This is a genomic window from Gilliamella sp. B2838 (genome assembly GCF_026536185.1).
Lineage (GTDB): Bacteria > Pseudomonadota > Gammaproteobacteria > Enterobacterales > Orbaceae > Gilliamella.
The window spans coordinates 68,714-90,188 of the sequence record NZ_JAFNOO010000001.1 but is presented as its reverse complement, the minus strand read 5'-3'; the positions used below and the strand labels follow the sequence as shown (position 1 = coordinate 90,188).

Sequence of the window (21,475 nt, the reverse complement as noted above, 5' to 3'; positions counted from 1 at the left end):
GATATACTTTAACGATTATTTTAAAAAAAATATCAATACAAAAGGGTATTAACGTTAATCGAATAACATTGTTTTAAACATATGATTTATTGTTGTATTGGTATATGGGAATAAAAAAATCGTTTTCAATAGACGTTTGCAAATTTAGTGGGTAGTTTGCTGGTTTTTTGTAAAGTTGCCAAAAAAGCCCTGACATTAATTCAGGGCTGATTAACAACTTTCTAATGATTATTCTGGTGTAAATCCAAAAATAAGAATCGCGATAATTGCTACTGGAATAACAAATCGTGTCAATAAAGTCCAAACAATAGTCCAGAATGAATTTAAGTTGAGCTCTTGACGGATGCGTTTTTGATTCATCATCCATGCACCAAAAATAACCGTACCTAGTCCTGTGACCGGCAACATAATTTTACTGGTTATGTAGTCAAGAATATCAAAAATATTTTTGCCAAATAGCGTTACATCGGCCCATTTGTTGAACGATAAAATACAGGCAATACCTAATGCCCAAATAATAATACTACTTACAGCGGTTGCTGTTTTACGGCCCATATGTGTTTTTTCTTCTAGCAATTCAACTGTTGGCTCAAGTAAAGAGATAGAAGAGGTTAATGCAGCAAAAGTTAAAAAGATAAAGAATAAAATACCTAAAATTAAACCACCACCCATATTACCAAATGCAATTGGTAACGTAACAAATATTAAGCCTGGACCAGAACCTGGTGTTAGATTGTTGGCAAAAACTAATGGGAAAATCGCTAAGCCAGATAAAACAGCCACAATAACATCTAATATCACGACTGTACGGGCGGTTGATAACAAGTTAACATCCTGTCCTAAGTAAGAGCCGTATGCCATCATAATACCCATACCTAATGATAGACTGAAAAATGCATGTCCCAACGCAGCTAAAATAGCCGTTCCGTTTAATGCTGACCAGTTAGGTGAGAATAAGAATTCACAAGCTACACCAAAAGACGGTCCACTTGCATAAGCCGCGTAACCTACTAATACTAATAGTAAAATGCCTAAACCTGGCATCATCACTTTACAGCCACGCTCTAAACCTGCTCCGACACCTAAGGCAACAATAAATGCAGTTGCAAACATAAACACGGTATGCCAAGTGAGTAAACTAGTCACATTACCAAGGAAGTTAGTAAAAATTTGTCCGGTAATTTCGCCTGTTGCGTTTTCAAAAGTCCCTTCTGCTGCCAGCACAATATAATCTGTAGCCCATCCACCGATTACACTATAAAAAGATAAAATTAAAAATGAGCCAAGTACACCAATAATACCAACCCAACGCCATGATTTAGAACGTCCCTCAGAAGCGGCGACATCTTCCATTGTATGAATCGGATTTTTTTGCCCGCGGCGACCAATTAACCATTCTAAAACTAAAATTGGTAGTCCAATCATGAACATGAACAGTAAATAGGTGAGTACAAATGCTGAACCACCCATTTCACCTGCCATATATGGAAATTTCCAAATATTACCTAAACCCACTGCAGAACCCGCCGCTGCAAGCATAAATCCCATGCGAGAGCTCCACTGTGAGTGACTTTTCTTCATAGTACCTGTACTCATGAATATCTTTTCCTTTACTCTTAATTAAACGTTTAATTTTAGTGTAAACAAATGCTCAAAAAGCTTTTTTATTAAAAAAATTAAGTATTAGATCATGCCATGAAACCAAGCTATAAACAAGAAAACATTACTTTATTTACTATATCTGTCTAAAATTTTAGCTTGACGTTATTAGTAAATTAGCATCTATTACTGAATAATTTTTATATTAATTATTCTATTAGATTGACTTTGTTCATTAAATTAATGTCAATAAAAATTAGCCTACAAGTAGAGTAGAAAAAACTTATTTTGATAATAAAAATAAACGATTGAATGAACGTACCCAGCCAGCTGTAATTTCTATTAGGTTTTTATTATGATCATCATAATTAATGAACTAAGAATAGTTTGGGCAATTTGTTGATAATTACTGATAGTTAGAATATAGTTAATTTCAGTTTTGATAATCTTATAATACATAATCATGTCACAAAATATCGATATTAATGAAATCAATAAATTTTCACAGATGGCTGCCCAATGGTGGGATCCCAATGGTAAATGTAAGCCACTACATATTATTAATCCATTACGAGTAGACTATGTTAAGCAAAAGTGTGGCTCATTAGAGCAAAAAAATGTATTAGATGTAGGATGTGGTGGGGGAATTTTATCTGAAAGTTTAGCCAAACTCGGTGCTAATGTTACGGCAATCGATCTAGCTGATGAATCATTACAAGTGGCAAAATGCCATGCACAACAAAGTGGTCTTTCTATCACATATTTAAAACAGACTGTTGAACAGCATGCTGACCAAAAAAGTGATTATTATGATATGATTACGTGTATGGAATTATTAGAACATGTTCCTGATCCCTTTTCTATTATCAACGCTTGTGCAAAATTACTTAAACCTGGCGGAAAACTATTTTTATCAACCATTAATCGCAATTATAAAGCTAAATTAATGTTGATTTATGGTGCTGAATATATTGCAAGACTAGTACCAAAAGGCACACATGACGCCAATAAATTTATTCGTCCGTCAGAGTTAATGCTATGGGTTGAACAATCAGGTTTAGTGGTTAAAGATATTATCGGAATGGAATATCATTTACTCAAAAATCAATTTACATTAGGATCGAATGTCGATGTGAATTATATTATGATGGCGCAAAAAGAGATTAATAATGATTATGAGTAAGTTAAATTTTTTGATATGTAAGTGAACAAACACTTAATAAAATATTAAATTTAACTAGTTTTTCATAAAAAAGAAAGGTAGAATACGTCGGCAATATTTTATCAACAATTCAACTCAATGGTGAATATTGTCATGTCTCGTATCGTAAAAGAAGCCCTCACATTTGATGATGTGTTATTAGTTCCCGCTCACTCATCTGTATTACCTAACACTGCTGATATTAGTACTCAATTAACGAAAACAATAAAACTTAATATTCCAATGCTTTCAGCTGCAATGGATACGGTTACCGAATCCGATCTGGCTATAGCCCTTGCTCAAGAAGGTGGAATTGGTTTTATTCATAAAAATATGCCAATAGACGTTCAAGCAAATCATGTTAAGCGTGTTAAAAAGCATGAAAGTGGTATTGTACAAGATCCAGTTTCAGTGTTACCAACAGCAACAATACAGCATGTTATTGATCTTGCTAAAGAGTATGGCTTTGCCGGTTTTCCTGTTGTCACCAAATCGCAAGAATTAGTGGGGATTATTACTGCACGGGATGTAAGATTTGCCACCGATTTGTCGTTACCGGTTACTGCAGTGATGACCCCTAAAGAACGTTTAGTAACGGTCAATGAAGGTGAAAAACGTGAAAGTGTTCTGCAAAAAATGCATGAACACCGCGTTGAAAAAGTATTAGTCGTTGATGATAAATTCCACTTAAAAGGCATGATCACCGTTAAAGATTACAATAAAGCGGAGCAAAAACCGAATGCTTGTAAAGATGAAAAAGGACGCTTGCGTGTCGGTGCTGCGGTAGGTGCTGGTGCTGGAAATGAGGAGCGCATTGCTGCCTTAGTCGAAGCGGGTGTCGATGTGCTGTTAATTGACTCTTCACATGGTCACTCCGAAGGCGTTCTTGAACGTATTCGTCAAGCTCGAAAAGCGTATCCTGATTTACAAATAATAGGTGGTAATGTTGCAACGGCCGAAGGTGCAAAAGCCTTGATCGATGCGGGTGTGAGTGCAGTTAAAGTTGGGATTGGTCCAGGTTCAATTTGTACAACGCGTATTGTCACTGGTGTGGGCGTACCACAAATTACAGCGATTATGGACGCTGTAGAGATGGCACAAAAATACAATATCCCAGTTATTGCCGATGGTGGCATACGTTTTTCGGGTGATATTGCTAAAGCGATTGCAGCAGGTGCTTCGTGTGTTATGGTTGGATCGATGTTTGCTGGAACCGAAGAAGCACCCGGTGAAATTGAATTATTCCAAGGCCGAGCTTATAAATCTTATCGTGGAATGGGGTCATTAGGTGCAATGGCGAAAGGTTCTTCAGATCGATATTTCCAAACTGATAATGCCGCTGATAAATTAGTACCTGAAGGGATTGAAGGTCGTATCGCTTATAAAGGCTTATTGAAAGAAATCGTCCATCAACAAATGGGCGGATTACGCTCTTGTATGGGATTAACTGGTTGTGCCACAATTGATGAATTACGCACAAAAGCTAAATTCTATCGTATTACTGGTGCAGGCATGAAAGAAAGTCATGTACATGATGTACTTATTACTAAAGAACCACCTAACTATCGTGCAGGTGTTTAAAATCCAAAAAAAAACAGGGATCATTGATTAAATGATCCCAATCTAACATAATTAATTCTCTATAAAACAATTTGTTATTTTTAAATAAATTGTTTCAGTTATTGCATAGTTATATTTTCTGCGTTTGACTACTCTAGATAAAATTTAAATATCAATCTCTCTGCTAGATTCTTTTAAAACTAACAACGTTTGTCAAAATTGCTATCAGTCATTCAATAAATCTCACTGTTTGAAATTAATAGGAACAAAAAATCGTAAATTTGAAATAATTAACAATCAATGACAATTTTTAACATAAATAACCGTTACAGGTGATATTAATTACTTTATGATACCCAAATCATTTTTACTTTTATAGTATTGAAATATATGAAAAAAATAATTTTTAATTAAACGAAAATAACCATATAGATTTCTGCCAAAAAACAGGTATAGCGTTACAAGGAGCGGTAAAAATATGATTGAAAAGGGATATCGTTTTATATTATTTTGTCTTCGATCGGGTGTGATCCCCATATCTAAGGGTTTAACAAAAAAACAATTATTGACTTACTTTAAAGCGTCGTTATTAGAACATTTTTTTATTTATTTTAAGCTTGTTAACAAACCTATAGGTTTAATGCTTAATACGCTTTATCTTCATCTCTTTTTTAAAAAGACAACCCTAATAATTGTTGGCTTACTGTTACTCCCTTTTACTTGTGCCAACGCATTGATCGCCGCGACAGCGAAAGCAATAGAAGGGAATGCACCGCAAGTAGCCAATATAGATTTGGCCGCTAGTAAACATGGATTTACTGTAGGTGGTGTATTTTATAGTGAAGCAAGCAGTAATATGAAAGGGAATGAAGTTAATCTTTTTGACGGTAATTTAAAACCATCAAGTTTTGCAGTTAAAAACTTTTACTATGATTCGTTAGATAATAAATTAAACTATGCCGATAAAGATGGCGATCAGATAGATACTTATAAACCTTTTCTACTCAGTTTCACGAGTTCTAATTGGTATGATGCAAATGGTAAAGCGTTAACCAATATTAGTCAAAGATTGGCTTGTGATAATGCGTATACACTGCCATTAACGTTAGAGATTACCGCACAATTAAAAACTTATTCTAAATATGGCATTCCTAAAGAAAGTGATTATGTGCCAGTGACTAAACGTTATCAAATTTCTCATAAACCGACAGTTTGTTACGCACAACCTAATCTAGCAAACGATTCAAGTAATAATACCCAATATCAAGATTTAGATGGTCCCGATTGGGGCAAAGGAAAAGGATTTATTCCACAAGATATTAATACAGCTGCTAAAAATTTTCCAAGTACCGGTTCAGATAATTTAAGATTTTATTTGTTATTAAGCGGAATAACACCGCAAGAAGTTGTCAATATCAATGGTAGTACAATTAAATCAAGTTCAGGTAATGTTACGTTATTGCTATCAGCGGAAAATACGCCGGGTTGGGGTAATAGTAGTAGTGTAAGTGCGGTAAAAATAGTACTAAAAGGGCCAACAACTTCAACTGCCAATAAAAGTTTTTCTCCGGTTACCTTTCAGTTATATTCTGACAAAGCTAAGCAGAATATACTCTACAGTTTTACTATACAACGTTGGTATCTCACCCCATCAGTTGATCTTGTTTCAAATCAGAGTAGCGCAATATCTTATTGTCGAGGCATTGGTTATCGACTGCCAAGTGTGGCTGATTATACTAATGCTAATACTTCGATTTGGTCTGGCGGAATACCTGGGCGTAATATAAATGGTTACCGTCGTCAATTAAGTTATAGAGGAACGAACGGCAAATGGATTGGCGGATTATTTAACGAATGGGGAACCATGTTTAATCAACCTATTCATTATCCTGGCACAAACTGGGCTTCTGATCATCCTGGAGATTGGTATTGGGCGATGGAGACTTATCAAGGTAATCCAATAAGAATTGATGCTGGTGATGGGGACATGTGGTATAACGAACCAAGCTTTAGTTCATATCATATTGCTTGTGTTAGTCCATAACTGTAATGATATTATAGCCTCAATTTTGTTATTAGTTGTTTAATATACTGAGTTGAGGTGAGTTATTATAAAAATAAAAAACACATATTGGCTTAATAAACGATTTACCACTGTTCACATCATGTTGTTGTGTGTTTTATACTCTAAAAAACTTGATAATTGAGCCCTGATGAGGGCAAGATTGCCAACAAACTTAGAATCTATCATTTATAAATGAGTGAAGTAAAAAATTTGCCCAGACACAAATAGTGATCTGGGCAGAATTTTTATTGCTGTACAAATTGTTATGAACACGACAAACAACTCAATAACCTTTGCTGATTTTAAGTTAAATCAGCAAAATACATGACAGTTATTTGATAGCTTTGGCAACAATTTCTTGCGCTTCTTTTTGTAATGTTGCTAAATGATCGTTACTGATAAAACTTTCAGCATAAATTTTGTAAGCGTCTTCTGTTCCTGAAGGTCGAGCTGCAAACCAACCGTTTTCAGTTATCACTTTCAATCCACCAATTGGTGCATTATTTGCCGGCGCCGTAGTTAAACATTGGGTAATTTTTTCACCAGCAAGCTGGTCTGTTGTTAACTGGCTGGCATCAAGTTTAGCTAATTTTTGTTTCTCAGTAAAAGAGGCCGGTGCTTGTAGCCGTCCATAATATGAAACACCAAATTTTGCTTCAAGTTCTTGGTATTGTTCTTGTGGATTTTTTCCTGTTTTTGCCGTCATTTCAGCTGCTAGCAAACATAAAATAATACCATCTTTATCGGTTGCCCAAACTTTTCCATTCGTTCTTAAAAAAGAGGCGCCAGCACTCTCTTCGCCGGCAAAACCTAATGTTCCGTTGTAAAGACCATCAGCATACCATTTAAAGCCAACTGGATATTCTAAATATTTTTTATTAAGGCTATTGGCGACGCGGTCGATCATTGAACTCGTTACTAATGTTTTACCAATAGCTATGTCTTTATGCCATTGTGGACGATTTTGGAATAAATAATTCACACAAACAGAAAGGTAAGCATTTGGATTCATCAATCCTTTTGGCGTTACAATACCATGACGGTCAAAATCGGTATCGTTACCAAACGCTAAGTCAAACTTATCTTTTAATTGCAATAATCCCGCCATTGCCCAGCGACTAGAACAATCCATTCTAATCACTTCATCATGATCAAGGTGCATAAAGCTAAAGGTCGGATCGATTTTATTGTTGACAATATTAAGTTTAATACCATATTTGTCAGCAATTCTTGGCCAATAGGTGATACCGGCTCCCCCTAATGGATCAACGCCAATATTAAGATCAGAAGATTTAATTAATGCTAAATCTAAAATGTTTTCAAGATCATTTACATAATCAGTTTCGTACTCTTTAGTATGTATGTAAGAGGAGTTAATCGCTTTGTCTAAAGAAACACGCTTCACGCCATTAAGTTTATTTTTTAGTAATTCGTTAGCGCGATTTTCGATTTGCTTTGTGATATGCGTATCGGCCGGACCACCATTAGTCGGATTATATTTAATACCACCATCTTCAGGCGGATTATGCGAAGGCGTAATTACAATACCATCAGCCAATTGTGATTGTTTGCCAAGGTTATAGGTTAAAATAGCATGTGAAATAACTGGCGTTGGGGTAAATCCCCAATCTCGAGCGATAACAACGGTTTGTTCATTAGCGACAAACACTTCTAATACTGATTTTAATGCCAACTCTGACAAAGCATGGGTGTCTTGACCAATAAAACATGGACCCGTAATATTATTTGCCTGACGGTATTCTGCTATAGCTTGAGCAACGGCTAAAATATGATCCTCATTAAAGGTACCTTTGTTGGAACTACCGCGGTGACCTGAGGTACCAAAAATCACTAATTGACTTGCGTTTTCTATATCAGGGCTAATGCTATAGTAATTATTTCTTAATGCTTCAACGTCAATGAGATCAGACGGTTCAGCTAATAATCCTGCCCGGCTAGGGTTTGCCATTTTATACTCCTCTTTCATAAATTATCTATTTATATCTATGCTACAAGCTATAGTTGTTTATTCTTTAATAAAAGCATGTAATTTTATTTATTCTGCGATGAAAAAATTTCAATCACTCGATTAATCATATTTTCTGATATACCCATATCACTCATAATTGATTCAATAATATAGATTTTTCGGGCTGTATTGGTATTACTGATCACCCAATACGGTGTACCAATTACTTCACGCGGCTTTGTATTTTTACCGGACGTTTCTAATGACTCTTTATCTTTTGCCAAATATTGCCGTTTACTGCCATGCAGTGATGTAGCCGCAATTGAAAATAAAGCTGGGTTATAATTGTAAAGCGCACCAAGTAACAATATAAACCGATTTATAATTGATTTTTCATTAACAAAAGTATCACTCGTTAGTAAGTCATTAAATAAGGTATATTGATTGTCTGCTTGACTGGTAGTACTAATTGTTGTTTTTACAGGTTGATTGATCTTTAACAAACGACGCAAAATACTTGATGCATCTTCACCAATATGTTTAGTTTGTGCTGCAATAAATTGATATAATTCTTCGTCTATTTCGATAGTTTTCATTATGTTAATTATGCCTATTAAGTTATTTTACGGGACACCCTTGCGCTGCAATTGCAATATTGTCGAGTTGATGCAAATTACTGCCTGCATTCTCTGATAAACAATCTTTATTTTTACTCTCAACAATTGCTTCATTATCTAATTTTTGTTGTTGATTGGTATCATGGCAGGCACATATCATAACTGATAATATTAATTGAAAAAATAACCGTTTCATATACTTATTGTATGGTAGATAAACTATTAACCTGAGTATAACTCAACTTGCTAAGAAATAATATTATCTAGTGATAAAATAGTGAAAATGATATTGTCGTTTTTATAAAAGAATATTATGCTAAAAAATAGTATGAGCATGCTCATACTCAAATTATATGAGGAATAAATTATGAAAAAAATCGTCACGTTAGCTATTTTAGCAGCAATTTTAACGGGTTGTGGTAATAGTGATATATATTCTGGCGATGTTTATACAACAGATCAAGCAAAACAGGTTCAACAAGTTAGTTATGGTACAGTTGTGTCTGTTCGCCCAGTGAAAATCCAAACTAATGCCTCTGATGGTAGCAGTGAAAATATTTTAGGTTCATTAGGTGGCGCAGTACTTGGCGGCGTTTTAGGTAATACAGTCGGTAATGGTACCGGGCAAGCTGTAGCGATTGCAACTGGTGCAATCGGTGGTGCAGTGTTAGGTAGTGCAATTGAAAATCAAGCTAGCCAAACCAGTGCTGTTGAGTTAGAAATTCAACGAGAAAACGGCGGCAATATCGTTATTGTACAAAAAGGATCTGCTAATGATTTTTTTGCAGGGCAAAAAGTACGTTTAGTCAGTAATGGTAAACAAATTAGCGCATCACCTCGTTATAATAGCGAAATTAAGAAGTAATTTTCCCTTTTTTCTAAATAAAATAGACTTTGCTTGTTAGCGTTCTAAGCGAAGTCTATTTTCGCAAAATTATTCATTTAACTATCTTCAGTAAGTCGTGCACCAATAAAATCTTGTACGCTTTCTCTTCAATCCATATCAAATATTATCAATATGCAAATTCAGGCATAAAAAATTTGATTGGCTCGTTGTGAATATATAAAATTATTGAAATCATTATTACTACAAAAGGAACAATAAAGCGATGCGTATATTACATACTATGATTCGTGTTAGTGATTTACAACGATCAATTGATTTTTATACTCGTATAATGGGCATGCGATTATTAAGAACGAGTGAAAATACAGAATATAAATATTCACTTGCTTTTGTTGGTTATCATGATGAATCAGCCGGTTCAGTTATTGAACTGACCTATAATTGGGGAACACAAAGTTATGATCATGGTAATGCTTTTGGGCATATTGCTATTGGCGTTGATGATGTTGCGCAAATGTGTAGTAATGTCAAACAAGCAGGTGGCAAAGTAACGCGTGAAGCCGGTCCAGTAAAAGGGGGCAACACAATTATTGCATTTATTGAAGATCCCGATGGTTATAAAATAGAGTTGATTCAAAATGATCAGGCTGATAAAGCATTAGGTCATTAAAATTAAGGTAAATCATATCGCCGATCAAATTCGGCGATATTGTTGTAAAAAATGAATTTACTAATTTACGTTAAGGCTTTTATGTCAAAGCTAGCAAAATTATATAGCGCTAACCTATGAGTTACTATTTTGCTAGTAAACTTCTAAGTAGGTTTTGATTAATCATTGCTTGTTTCTGCTGTTCTAAACGTGTAGCTGTGATAATTGAATTTAATGAATTTAACGAACAATCAAAATCATCATTAATAATAATATAATCATATTCATCATAATGTGAAATTTCGGCTTGAGCTTTTTGCATTCTTCTATCAATTACCTGATCATCATCTTGTCCACGCTTCTTGAGTCGATTTTTTAGCTCTTCAATTGATGGTGGCAAAATAAAAATGCTTTTTGACTCGGGCATTTGCGCTCGTACTTGCCTTGCACCTTGCCAATCAATATCCAAAAAAACATTTACTCCATCGATTAAACTTTTTTCGATCTCATCTTTTGAGGTGCCGTAATAGTTTTCAAATACATGCGCATACTCAACAAAAGCTTGTTGATTGATCAACGATTCAAACTGTTGATGATCAACAAAATAATAATGTTCACCATGTTGTTCACCAGGCCTTGGTGTGCGAGTTGTATGAGAAATAGAAACTCTAGCTGGATGATGATCTTTTTGCGCTAAATAAGCTTGAATTAAACTTGATTTACCCGCACCACTTGGTGCTGAAATAATAAACAAGGTTCCTGTATACATAAATTTTTATCACTTAGTATGAAAAGGTTGATTAGATAACTAAAATAAGATAACTAAAACGAAATGCAAATATTATAACAAAATAATTTGCTAGATTGTGGTATAGCAAACATCAAATTACATATGTTTATACTGGAAGCAATGATAGGTTGTTAAAGTTTTTGCAATTTAATAAGTTAACAATATACTGACAATACATCAAAACGACTATAAAAATAATTGAATTGAATTTTGTTAATCAGAAAGATAAATTTGATCAACCGCTAATTTTAGCAGTAATTTTTTAAGGTATAGATATAAAAAATATAACAATATAGTTTTGATGAAGGTATCAATAAAATAGTACACAAAAATAATAATTGAAAAAAATTTTGTGCCATATTCATGTCTGGTTTATCTCTATTAGCAATAAAATTTTTAACTATCATTGAATCTAGGGTGAATAATATAGCCCATATACCCCTATAACAGTATTTTTCTTCGTTTAACCACGTTATATCAAGCAGCGAAAGGCTAAAGATAAAATTACTGCTCAATGATGAAAAACATAATATTGATCAAAAAAGGATAACTAGTAATATGACAAATACCAAAATAAAGAGAGTAAGTTAATCAACAAAATCAATTTAAAAATAACTATTTAAAATGATTTGATTTGTTACTAATTAAATTTTAGTTAAAACTGTGATGACTCTATGTCATAATATTGTCATTTAAACCAGAGCTAAGTGGAGTGAATTATGCCATTAAAATATTATGGTGCCAATGCAACGCTTTCAACAATAAATACGACCTCATTTAGCCCTTCACCTATCATAAAAACTGAATATAAAGCGAATAAGACTATGACTGAAAATAAAAAAATGCCAATAAATGCCCAATCTAGTCCTGAAGTAGAAAAAAAATCCAATTTATCAGCTACTAAAAATAATTCAAATAAAGTGCCCACTTCAAAGTTAGCCATCTTAGCGATTGCTTTAACAATCGGTTTAGGCGGCTTTGTTTTTTATCATGGACACTTGCAAGTCGAAAATCAAAAAAAGACAATTGCAAGCCTACAAGTTGAACTTGCCAATTTGAAACAAAGTACCAAAGATAGTATTGTTCATGATTTGCAAAATAGCATCACCGATGCCGTAAACAAGCAAAATCAACAATTTTCATCGCTGGAACAGCGCGTTGATCGCCAACTCAATGAACAACAAAAAAATCAACAACAGTTAACCAATCAAATCAATGACGCCTCAAAATTAACTGAACAAAATTTGCATAATTTAAACGAGCGTCTTTCGGCCATGTCAACAACAGATAACAGTGTGTGGTTGATTTCACAAGCAAATTATCTGGTGCATCTAGCGGGTAGAAAAATTTGGAATGATCAAGATTATACTACCGCTCGATTATTGCTTAAAAGTGCCGATGAAAGTTTAGCGCAAGCTGATGATCCTAGTTTGATACCGGCAAGGCAAGCGATTAATCAAGATATTACTTCACTGTCAAAAGTCAGTTTTGTTGACTATGATGGTATTGTGATGAATTTAATCGGACTTTCTGAATCCCTAACGGAATTACCTTTGGTTGGAAATTACAAAGAAATAGATTTAGGGATGACACAATATAATGATGACATATCATCAGCACAATCAGTTAATACGCCGACTAATTCAAAAGAGCTAACCGAAGAGCCAACAGAGAAAAATAATCATCGCGAAATAACGTCGTCTGTTTTTGATTGGTCGAATAATTTATTGACTAATGCTCAGTCATTTTTGGATAAATTCATCACCATTGAAAAAATTGATGAAAATGAGAAAAATTTTGCCACTTGTTTATCCAAAGCTCAAAAAGATGAAAAACAGATTGTGAGATGTCAAATATTGAAAACACCACTAAATTTAGAACAATCACTTTATTTACGCGAAAATATTCGTTTTCGTTTATTGATTGCAGCTCAGGCTGTACCAAGACATCAAGATCTTGTTTACCAACGCGCTTTAAGTGATGCTGCATTGTGGGTTAATGCTTATTTTGATGGTAATGCGCCTGATGTTAAGGCTTTCTTAGATGATCTTGAGAATTTACAAAGTCAATCAATCAGTAATCAATCTGTTCCAGATAAGTTGGCAAGCGCGACGGAATTAGAAAAATTAATGCAATCGCGTGTGCGTTCAATGATGGCTAAATAGGAGAATAATAATGCTAAAAATATTGATTATTTTTTTAGTGTTGGTGGCGGGTTTTTTGTTAGGACCGCTATTACAAGGTCATCAAGGTTCAGCTGTTTTTGAAGTTGCAAATTATAAAGTCAGTATGTCATTTAATTCATTTGTCATACTTGAGTTATTAGCTTTATTTTGTTTATATATTGTTTATTGGTTTTTAAAGAAAATTTTTAATTCCAAAACAATTTTAGGGGAATGGTTACGTTCAAAATCACCTAAAAAAGTTGTTAAACGGCTTGAGATGGCACAAATTTCACTACTTGAAGGCGATTATCAACAAGCCAGTAAGTTTTTTATGAAATCAGCTAAAGTATCGAACAATTCGGCATTATCTTATTTGCTTGCTGCACAAGCGCAAATCGATAATGATGAATTGGTTTCAGCCAATCAATCTTTGGAACAAGCTGCACAAAACTGTCAACCTAATGAGATATTTGCTTTCAAACTGGTACAGATACGTTTACAAATTAAAAACCGTGAATATGCTTCAGCGCGAACAACAATAGAGCAGCTATTGAATGAAAAACCACGTCATCCAGAAGTATTAAGACTTGCCGATCAACTCTTTTATGATATGGGTGATTATCAAGCTGTGATTGATTTAATGCCTGCTATGTACAAAGTTAAGGCTTATAGTGAATCTCAATTAGATCAATTTAAACAAGCCGCTTATATTGGTCGCATTAAGCAATTGTCAGCTGATAGCGATCCATTAGCATTAATAAAATGGTGGAAATCACAACCTAAAGCAATTCTAAATAATATGGCGTACCAAAAAGCAATGGCGAATTATCTTAATCAAGTAGGACAAACAGCTGAAGCTAATAAGATTATAAATGCTATCAATAAGCTTGAAAATAAAGAGAGAACATAATAAGCAGGACAGTTGTCCTGCTTTTTTCAATTTATTAGGTTAAAAAGAACCGTATTGCTGACATCGCACACATGCCTGTTACCACAATTAACATTAGATTTTTAGTCAATAGTGCCACAATAATCGTTGGAATCGCCGCTAAGCAATATTCAAGATTAAACTCAGGAAACGCGCCAGGTTTTACAATAAACAGATTTTCTACAAATAAGGCAGTTAATATACATATAGGAACATAGGATAAAAAACGAGTCACAATGTCAGGTAATTGTAATTTTCGTACTAATATGAATGGAATAATTCTAGGTAACCAAGTCACTAACCCTGATCCTAATATAATCAGTAAACTATAAATACTCATGCTTTACGCTCCATGGCAACGCCGATAAAACATCCTGCAAACGTACTGGCCAGTATTGCCAATTCAGCGGATAAAAATCGTAATAAAAAAATTAATACGATAGTTACAGTCAACATTGCCAATAGTCGATTTTTCATGCGTTTATTTTTATCACTTATAAGTTGTAAATATAAAAGACCAATAAACATAGCAACTAAAGCATAATCTAAGCCAAACTGGGCAGGATCGGGTAACCATTTGCCAATTAATGCTCCAATCAAACAAGATAAAATCCAAGCTAAGTAAGCGGTTAAATTTAGGCCATGCATCCATGCACAATTGATTGGATTTTTATTCGCAATTGCATTCATCGCGACCGCAAAACTTTCATCGGTTAATAAGCTGCCTATTGCAATATTATTCAATAAAGAATACTTTTTAAATGTTGGTGCAGTTGCCATGCTCATTAAAAAATGGCGAGAATTAACTAAAAAAACTGTAAAAATAATAGCTGAAATTGGTGTTGCAACAATCATTAAACCGGTAATAATAAATTGTGCAGCGCCCGCATAAACCATTACTGCCAATAAGGTGACTTCTAAAATGGATAAATTTGCTGCTTTACCCACAGCTCCAGCTGCAATGCCAATACCAACATAGCCAAGTAATGTTGGTATACATGCTTTAACCCCGTCATTAAATGTTAATGCCATCGTATTCTCTTAATCATTAAAATTTTATAATTTAAAAAATGTAGCTAATCAATTGGTAAGTTTTATCGCTTTTATAATATCAAAAACAATTGATTAGTGAGTAATTATATTTTCATAAACTTCTAATTAGTTAGCTTGATATATTTTTTATTTTATTAGCGATGAATTCTTTTCAGTGTTAATCGGTAATTTGATCCTTGCCTCTTGTTATTTGATATAACGTGGCAAAATTTATTGTGGTATCTTCAACTACTGAGCCTTAATTGCATCCATTTTAGTCTTATTTTACGGTAATCCGCTGTCGATTTAATACTTGGGTGCGGCGTACACAGCTTTCGGCAAACCGTTTTCAAAGAACCGGATTACGTCCTTATTCTGTTGTGACATATGTGATAAATATCTGGTTACAAGGTAAAAAATGTACCGTGATATTTGCGACTTTACCAAAATCATCGCGGGCTGATGGCGGTGGTTGAGGCAATGAAATTTCGGTCGAATCACTTTTATCATATTGTTGAATGATATTTATTTCATCATAATCCAAATTCATGGCAGGTAAGTTTAACGCGCAGGACCCCATCTTAGATATGGCAAGACGACTCAATAAATCTTCATCGTCATACTGGGATCCAGTTAGCTCTTAATACAGCAGCGCCACAAGTTGAGCCGCCGCCCCTTTTTTTACCCACATCTTCGTCATCAATTTCTGGCGTGTTAAGGGCACCACCACTACCATTTCGGTCAGAAGTAAGATTTTTATAATTACATTTAATTGTTTCTATCTGTGTGCATAGGTTTTATTGTTACTCAAGGCCATTTTTACAATCGACTTAAAACGATTGGCACAACTTGTTAATAGGAGTGGTACTGCTAAAAGAATTTATAGGTGTTTTTATCTCATTTTTCCTATTATTTTTCATCATGTTGATAACTTATGTGACTAGAACCATTTTTGTTTGAATTGGGAAAGTTTTGCATGGCAGCATTGAGTATATTTTGATTATTTGCGCCATTTACTAATAATACGTTTTGCCATAGATGCTGCTTGGCAACAGTGAAAATTCTATGACTTGTTACAATTAGATGGGTCAGCTGTTTATGCTCTAAATTGCTGTACAGTTCAAGTTGGTTTAAGTGTTCCAAACTGGTAATAATGATAGTTTGTTCGGCAATGTTGTGAGATAAGATATCGGTTGGATAGATTATTGGTTCTCGGCAATAACATTCAATTGGGATTACTTTTGCGTTTCGACCAATGAGTTCTTGTGCTAATAGTTGCCTGCCGACATTACCGCATAATAGTAATACAGTATGATTTTCTATTACTTCTGACTGCAGTCTGATTAAAAGTCCTTCGCTGTTTTCTTGGGCTGGGTAATTAACGTTTACTGTTGTCATTTGATTAAAAAGGTCAGCTGACTTTTTACCAATTGCAAAATAACGGACGTTAGTGGGGAGGTTTAAACGGCAAAGATAAGTCTTTATTACATAGCTTACTTGTGGTGAAACTACAATAACCATGTCATGAGGACGGAGTTTAGTGAGTTGTTCTTGTAAATTTAACAGATCACGACCCGGTAAAATTTTAAAAAATGGCAAATGCTTCGCAGGTAGATTTGCTTGGTTTAATAATTGGGTTAGTTGTTCACCCTCAGGTGAGGGTCTAGTGACAAAAATCATCCGTCATTTAATTCCTGTAATATAGATTTGGCACCTTGTTTTAGTAAATGTTCAGCTAGTGTTTGCCCTAATTTTTCAGGATCGTTAATGCTACCTTCTACTGTTGCTTTGATAATTTTCGAACCATCAATACTTCCAACTAGACCTTGTAAGGATAATATATCATTATTTAATTGACTATAGCAGGCGATAGGGACTTGGCATCCCCCTTGCAAAGCTTTATTCATCGCTCTTTCAGCTTGAATGCAAATCCGGCTATTTTTATCATCAAGTACAGATAGAATGTCTAATAATGGTTTATCATTTGCTCGAGTTTCAATACCAATGGCACCTTGACCAACGGCGGGTAAAATTGAGTTGATATCGATATATTGCTTGATTCTATCTTGTAAATCTAATCGCTTTAATCCTACTGAAGCTAAGATGATTGCATCATACTCCTGATTATCAAGTTTTGCTAATCGGGTTCCAACATTTCCACGTAGATCTTTGATCTGTAAATGGGGGTAGTTAGCTCGTAGCTGGCATTGGCGGCGTAAGCTTGATGTACCGACAATTGCACCATTAGGTAGTTCATCTAAATTGGAATAGTGATTAGAAATAAAGGCATCGCGCACATCGTCTCGTTGACAAATTGTCGCAAGGGTTAAACCTTCAGGAAATTGTGCAGGAATATCTTTTATTGAATGAACCGCAATATCAGCTTGGTTAGTTAATATAGCTTGTTCAAGCTGTTTAACAAAAAGACCTTTACCGCCAATTTTGGCAAGTGGACTATCAAGTATGATATCACCTTGAGTCATCATCGGTATAAGCTCGACAGTTAAATTCTTATGTGCCAAGAGTAGATTTTGTTTAACAAAATTAGCTTGCCATAATGCTAAAGGGCTTCTTCGAGTTGCAATGCGAATCTTCAATTGATTTTCCTATTGTATAGCTAAGTGTAGTTGTTTTTTTAGTTTAAATGAGCTCATAGTTTAGTCTGAATAGCAAAATACTGTTACTATTCAGACCGTTTTTCAATGATTAGAGCTTATCTACAAAATTCACCGCATAACCAATATAATTAGCTGGTGTTAGCTGTTTTAATCGAGTTTTTTCCTCTTCAGGTAAATCTAAGGATTCAATAAACTGTTTCATGCCCTCTGCATCAACTCGTTTGCCACGTGTTAATTCTTTCAATTTTTCGTATGGTTTTTCTATACCATAACGGCGCATCACTGTTTGGATTGGTTCAGCTAATACTTCCCAATTACGGTCAAGTTCGTCAAGCAAGTATGCTTGGTTTACTTCTAACTTATTTAGGCCTTTTAAGGTTGATTGGTAAGCAATAATCGCGTAGCCAATCCCAACGCCTAAGTTTCGTAATACAGTCGAATCGGTTAGATCGCGTTGCCAACGAGAAACCGGCAATTTACTGCCTAGATGATTCATAATGGCATTGGCAAGACCTAAATTACCTTCTGAATTTTCAAAATCAATAGGATTGACTTTATGTGGCATGGTTGACGATCCGATTTCGCCTGTTACCGTTTTTTGTTTGAAGTGATTTAAAGCAATATAGCCCCAAACATCGCGATCGAAATCGATCAGGATAGTATTAAAACGGGCAACACAATCAAAAAATTCAGCGATATAGTCGTGTGGTTCAATTTGAGTTGTGTAAGGATTCCATTTTAGGCCTAATGAACTAACAAACGCTTCGCTTAAATTGTGCCAATCAACATGCGGGTAAGCAACCATATGCGCATTATAGTTACCGGTAGCCCCATTTATTTTTCCTAATATTTCAACGGATTGAAGCTGATTAAATTGGCGTTTTAATCGATAGGCAACATTGGCAAACTCTTTGCCAATAGTTGTGGGTGTAGCGGGTTGTCCATGGGTTCTAGCTAGTAAAGGTAAGTTGCAATACTCTTTTGCTTGCAACGTAATTTTATCAATTACTTGTTGCCAATAAGGTAGTAAAACAGTCTCTTTTGCTGTTTTTAGCATCAAAGCATAAGATAAATTATTAATATCTTCAGAAGTGCAAGCAAAGTGAATAAACTCATTAATAGCATGGAGTTCTTCATTCGTACTGACTTTCTCTTTTAGAAAATATTCAACGGCTTTTACATCGTGATTGGTTGTTTTTTCGATCGCTTTAATGCGTAATGCGTCGTCTTGATTAAATTGTTCAACAATTTGGTTTAAATGATGAGTGGCTGACTGACTTAGTGCTGGAATTTCAGGAATATTTTCTTGTGAAGCTAATTTTTGTAACCAACGAACTTCAACTTCAACGCGGTATTTTAATAAACCAAATTCGCTAAAAATGGTACGTAATTCTATTGTTTTATCACCATAACGACCATCAATAGGTGAAAGGGCTGTAAGTGCAGATAATTCCATCGGTTCAACTCCGTGACTCTATTTAAGTATCATATAAAAATATAAATTAAATTGTTGTATTGATATCTTGTAATAATTGTTGTGCCGCATTATTGATTCGTTTTCGACAAAATAAAAACTGTAATCGACCACCTCCAACTTGATACCATAACATTGCAGAACGAACACAACCCAGTAGCGATGTTCTTACTTTAGCTTGCACTAGTGAGTTTTGTAAAAATTCTGGTTTGCCTATAACTTTTATTTTGGTCGCTAAAGGACTAATAATATCGGAGTAGATCCCCGCTAATGAGTATGATAAATCTTCAATATTGTTATTAATGGTATCAATATTTGTATCGGGGTAAAGACTCGCAATGCGTTTAAGTCGCTGATCGATCTTATCTAAAGCATCATTATTTTTTATTAATTTGCTGGTAATATTTAATGTGCCAAAAAGATAACGAATAATTTCGATCTGCTCTTTTTGTCCTGAAGAGAGCAATTGGATAAGTGTTTGTAATCCCGTTTTTATGTTTTCAAGTCCATCATAAACATCTGCTGTTGTTCTGGGCGAAGTTTCAAACACGCTTTTTATTGATCGTTCATAAAGCGCGTTACTGCATACCCCTGTATTGGCCAGTTGAGGAATTAATATCGCACTTTGTGCAACACCGGCAAGGGCTATAGCAATATGATGATATTTATTATTCATTTTAAAACTCCTTATTGCCCATAATTCTCTCTTCTATAATACCACCCCCAAGGCAAACTTCACCTTGATAAAAAACAGCGGATTGTCCTGGCGTTACGGCGGCAACAGGATGAGCAAAGATCACTTCAATTTTATCCTCAGATAAAGGATTTACACGGCAAATAATATCTTCTTGACGGTAGCGAGTTTTTACCGTGCAATTAAATGGCTCAGTGACGACTTGCCTATCTACCCAATGCAATTGACTGGCAATTAATCCATTTGAAAAGAGGGCAGGATGATCGTGTCCTTGCGCTACAATTAATTCATTATTGATTAGATCTTTATCAACAACATACCAAGGCGTATCATCGGCTTGTTTTAAACCACCAATGCCAAGTCCTTTACGTTGTCCTAATGTGTGATACATCAAACCTTGATGTTGACCAATGACTTTGCCATCCACGGTTCTGATAGGACCGGATTTAGCCGGTAAATAGCGCGCAAGAAATTCAGTAAATTTACGTTCGCCAATAAAACAGATTCCTGTTGAGTCTTTTTTGGCAGCAGTGGCTAAACCTAATTGTTTCGCTATTTCACGAACTTTAGGTTTTTCAAGTTCACCAACAGGGAAAAGGCTTTGACGAATTTGTGCTTCGCTTAGTGTGTAAAGAAAATAACTCTGGTCTTTGTTGTTGTCGATGCCCCGTAATAATTCGACCTTGCCGTTGTGCTCACGTTTGCGTACATAATGCCCTGTTGCAATAAAATCTGCACCAAGATCTTCGGCTGCATATTCCAAAAATGCTTTAAATTTGATTTCTTTATTACATAAAATATCCGGATTAGGTGTTCGACCTGCTTTATATTCGGATAAAAAATGTTCAAATACATTGTCCCAATATTCAGCCGCAAAATTGATTGTGTGCAATTTAATATTCAATTTATCACATACGGCCTGAGCATCAGCTAAATCAACGGATGCAGAACAATATTCTTCGGTATCGTCTTCTTCCCAGTTCTTCATAAATAATCCAACAACTTGATAACCTTGTTGCTGTAATAAATATGCTGAAACAGAAGAGTCAACGCCGCCAGACATGCCGACAACAACTTTTTTGGATGTATTTAAATTTGGCATAATAACAAAATAATTAGACTAAAAATTTAGGACAATTCTATCATATTTGGATAAAAAAGCATAAAGCTATACCTGTATCAATTTGGTTAATTCTGCAAAGCTTTTTGCAATAATTGGGCCTACGCAATATTTTGAACATTTTTAAACGCGATTTTTGCTCGATAT

20 protein-coding genes are annotated in these 21,475 nt (G+C 34.8%); 7 read left to right on the top strand and 13 right to left on the bottom strand.

The features are described from left to right. Positions 1 to 228: 228 nt before the first annotated feature. Entirely contained in the window at positions 229 to 1,596 is a 1,368-nt protein-coding gene (locus J3U63_RS00450) for a sodium-dependent transporter (RefSeq protein ID WP_267370167.1), read from the bottom strand. Between the two features lie 466 nt (positions 1,597 to 2,062). Between J3U63_RS00450 and ubiG the strand changes: the two genes are divergently transcribed. From ubiG to J3U63_RS00435, 3 genes are all read left to right on the top strand, one after another. Continuing rightward, positions 2,063 to 2,782 (top strand): bifunctional 2-polyprenyl-6-hydroxyphenol methylase/3-demethylubiquinol 3-O-methyltransferase UbiG, encoded by a 720-nt coding sequence (gene ubiG / locus J3U63_RS00445; protein ID WP_267370165.1) that lies wholly within the window; start codon positions 2,063 to 2,065, stop codon positions 2,780 to 2,782. A gap of 132 nt (positions 2,783 to 2,914) precedes the next feature. Further along, the gene (gene guaB, locus J3U63_RS00440) at positions 2,915 to 4,381 is read left to right on the top strand and encodes an IMP dehydrogenase (protein WP_267348550.1); all 1,467 of its coding nucleotides are present in this window, start codon (positions 2,915 to 2,917) and stop codon (positions 4,379 to 4,381) included. Positions 4,382 to 4,838: 457 nt separating this feature from the next. Beyond that, positions 4,839 to 6,404 carry a hypothetical protein gene (locus J3U63_RS00435; protein WP_267333051.1) on the top strand — a complete coding sequence of 522 codons (1,566 nt, stop codon included), beginning with the start codon at positions 4,839 to 4,841 and terminating at the stop codon, positions 6,402 to 6,404. Between the two features lie 352 nt (positions 6,405 to 6,756). On the opposite strand, the gene pgm is transcribed toward J3U63_RS00435, so the two are convergent. The 3 genes from pgm to J3U63_RS00420 all read right to left on the bottom strand — a co-directional run bounded on the left by pgm (position 6,757) and on the right by J3U63_RS00420 (position 9,207). After that, positions 6,757 to 8,394 carry a phosphoglucomutase (alpha-D-glucose-1,6-bisphosphate-dependent) gene (pgm, locus tag J3U63_RS00430; RefSeq protein WP_267333050.1) on the bottom strand — a complete coding sequence of 546 codons (1,638 nt, stop codon included), beginning with the start codon at positions 8,392 to 8,394 and terminating at the stop codon, positions 6,757 to 6,759. Positions 8,395 to 8,477: 83 nt separating this feature from the next. Further along, on the bottom strand, positions 8,478 to 8,990 hold the full coding sequence (locus tag J3U63_RS00425; RefSeq protein ID WP_267333049.1) for a hypothetical protein: 513 nt from the start codon (positions 8,988 to 8,990) through the stop codon (positions 8,478 to 8,480). A 22-nt stretch (positions 8,991 to 9,012) separates the two neighbouring features. Then, on the bottom strand, positions 9,013 to 9,207 hold the full coding sequence (locus tag J3U63_RS00420) for a hypothetical protein (protein ID WP_267333048.1): 195 nt from the start codon (positions 9,205 to 9,207) through the stop codon (positions 9,013 to 9,015). Positions 9,208 to 9,375: 168 nt separating this feature from the next. Between J3U63_RS00420 and J3U63_RS00415 the strand changes: the two genes are divergently transcribed. Further along, a complete protein-coding gene (locus J3U63_RS00415) occupies positions 9,376 to 9,876 on the top strand; it encodes a glycine zipper 2TM domain-containing protein (protein ID WP_416379557.1) in 501 nt (166 codons plus the stop codon). 244 nt (positions 9,877 to 10,120) lie between these two features. Beyond that, positions 10,121 to 10,528, top strand: a complete 408-nt coding sequence (gene gloA / locus J3U63_RS00410; protein WP_267370162.1) for a lactoylglutathione lyase — start codon at positions 10,121 to 10,123, stop codon at positions 10,526 to 10,528. 124 nt (positions 10,529 to 10,652) lie between these two features. Here gloA and gmk read toward each other — a convergent pair whose 3' ends face one another. Beyond that, positions 10,653 to 11,276, bottom strand: coding sequence for a guanylate kinase (gene gmk / locus J3U63_RS00405; RefSeq protein WP_267370160.1), 624 nt, complete (start codon positions 11,274 to 11,276; stop codon positions 10,653 to 10,655). A 740-nt stretch (positions 11,277 to 12,016) separates the two neighbouring features. Between gmk and J3U63_RS00400 the strand changes: the two genes are divergently transcribed. Together J3U63_RS00400 and J3U63_RS00395 are read left to right on the top strand one after the other, a co-directional pair. Continuing rightward, entirely contained in the window at positions 12,017 to 13,462 is a 1,446-nt protein-coding gene (locus J3U63_RS00400) for a uroporphyrinogen-III C-methyltransferase (protein WP_267333044.1), read from the top strand. A gap of 10 nt (positions 13,463 to 13,472) precedes the next feature. Next, positions 13,473 to 14,372: a heme biosynthesis HemY N-terminal domain-containing protein gene (locus tag J3U63_RS00395; protein WP_267333043.1), complete on the top strand. Its 900-nt coding sequence runs from the start codon at positions 13,473 to 13,475 to the stop codon at positions 14,370 to 14,372. Between the two features lie 34 nt (positions 14,373 to 14,406). Here J3U63_RS00395 and J3U63_RS00390 read toward each other — a convergent pair whose 3' ends face one another. From J3U63_RS00390 to mnmA, 8 genes are all read right to left on the bottom strand, one after another. Continuing rightward, positions 14,407 to 14,730: an AzlD domain-containing protein gene (locus tag J3U63_RS00390; RefSeq protein ID WP_267333042.1), complete on the bottom strand. Its 324-nt coding sequence runs from the start codon at positions 14,728 to 14,730 to the stop codon at positions 14,407 to 14,409. Beyond that, entirely contained in the window at positions 14,727 to 15,422 is a 696-nt protein-coding gene (locus tag J3U63_RS00385) for an AzlC family ABC transporter permease (protein ID WP_267333041.1), read from the bottom strand. Before J3U63_RS00385 ends, J3U63_RS00390 begins: the two co-directional genes overlap by 4 nt. Positions 15,423 to 15,792: 370 nt before the next feature. Continuing rightward, a complete protein-coding gene (locus tag J3U63_RS00380) occupies positions 15,793 to 16,026 on the bottom strand; it encodes a hypothetical protein (protein ID WP_267370158.1) in 234 nt (77 codons plus the stop codon). Between the two features lie 305 nt (positions 16,027 to 16,331). After that, the gene (locus J3U63_RS00375; RefSeq protein ID WP_267370156.1) at positions 16,332 to 17,102 is read right to left on the bottom strand and encodes a uroporphyrinogen-III synthase; all 771 of its coding nucleotides are present in this window, start codon (positions 17,100 to 17,102) and stop codon (positions 16,332 to 16,334) included. Beyond that, positions 17,099 to 18,019 carry a hydroxymethylbilane synthase gene (hemC, locus tag J3U63_RS00370; protein ID WP_267343871.1) on the bottom strand — a complete coding sequence of 307 codons (921 nt, stop codon included), beginning with the start codon at positions 18,017 to 18,019 and terminating at the stop codon, positions 17,099 to 17,101. The genes J3U63_RS00375 and hemC overlap by 4 nt, the downstream gene beginning before the upstream one ends. Positions 18,020 to 18,128: 109 nt before the next feature. Then, complete coding sequence (gene purB / locus J3U63_RS00365) at positions 18,129 to 19,496, bottom strand: adenylosuccinate lyase (RefSeq protein ID WP_267333036.1); 1,368 nt, start codon at positions 19,494 to 19,496, stop codon at positions 18,129 to 18,131. A 46-nt stretch (positions 19,497 to 19,542) separates the two neighbouring features. Continuing rightward, positions 19,543 to 20,190, bottom strand: coding sequence for a high frequency lysogenization protein HflD (gene hflD / locus J3U63_RS00360; protein ID WP_267333035.1), 648 nt, complete (start codon positions 20,188 to 20,190; stop codon positions 19,543 to 19,545). A 1-nt stretch (position 20,191) separates the two neighbouring features. Then, positions 20,192 to 21,310 carry a tRNA 2-thiouridine(34) synthase MnmA gene (gene mnmA, locus J3U63_RS00355; protein WP_267333034.1) on the bottom strand — a complete coding sequence of 373 codons (1,119 nt, stop codon included), beginning with the start codon at positions 21,308 to 21,310 and terminating at the stop codon, positions 20,192 to 20,194. Positions 21,311 to 21,475 lie beyond the last annotated feature (165 nt).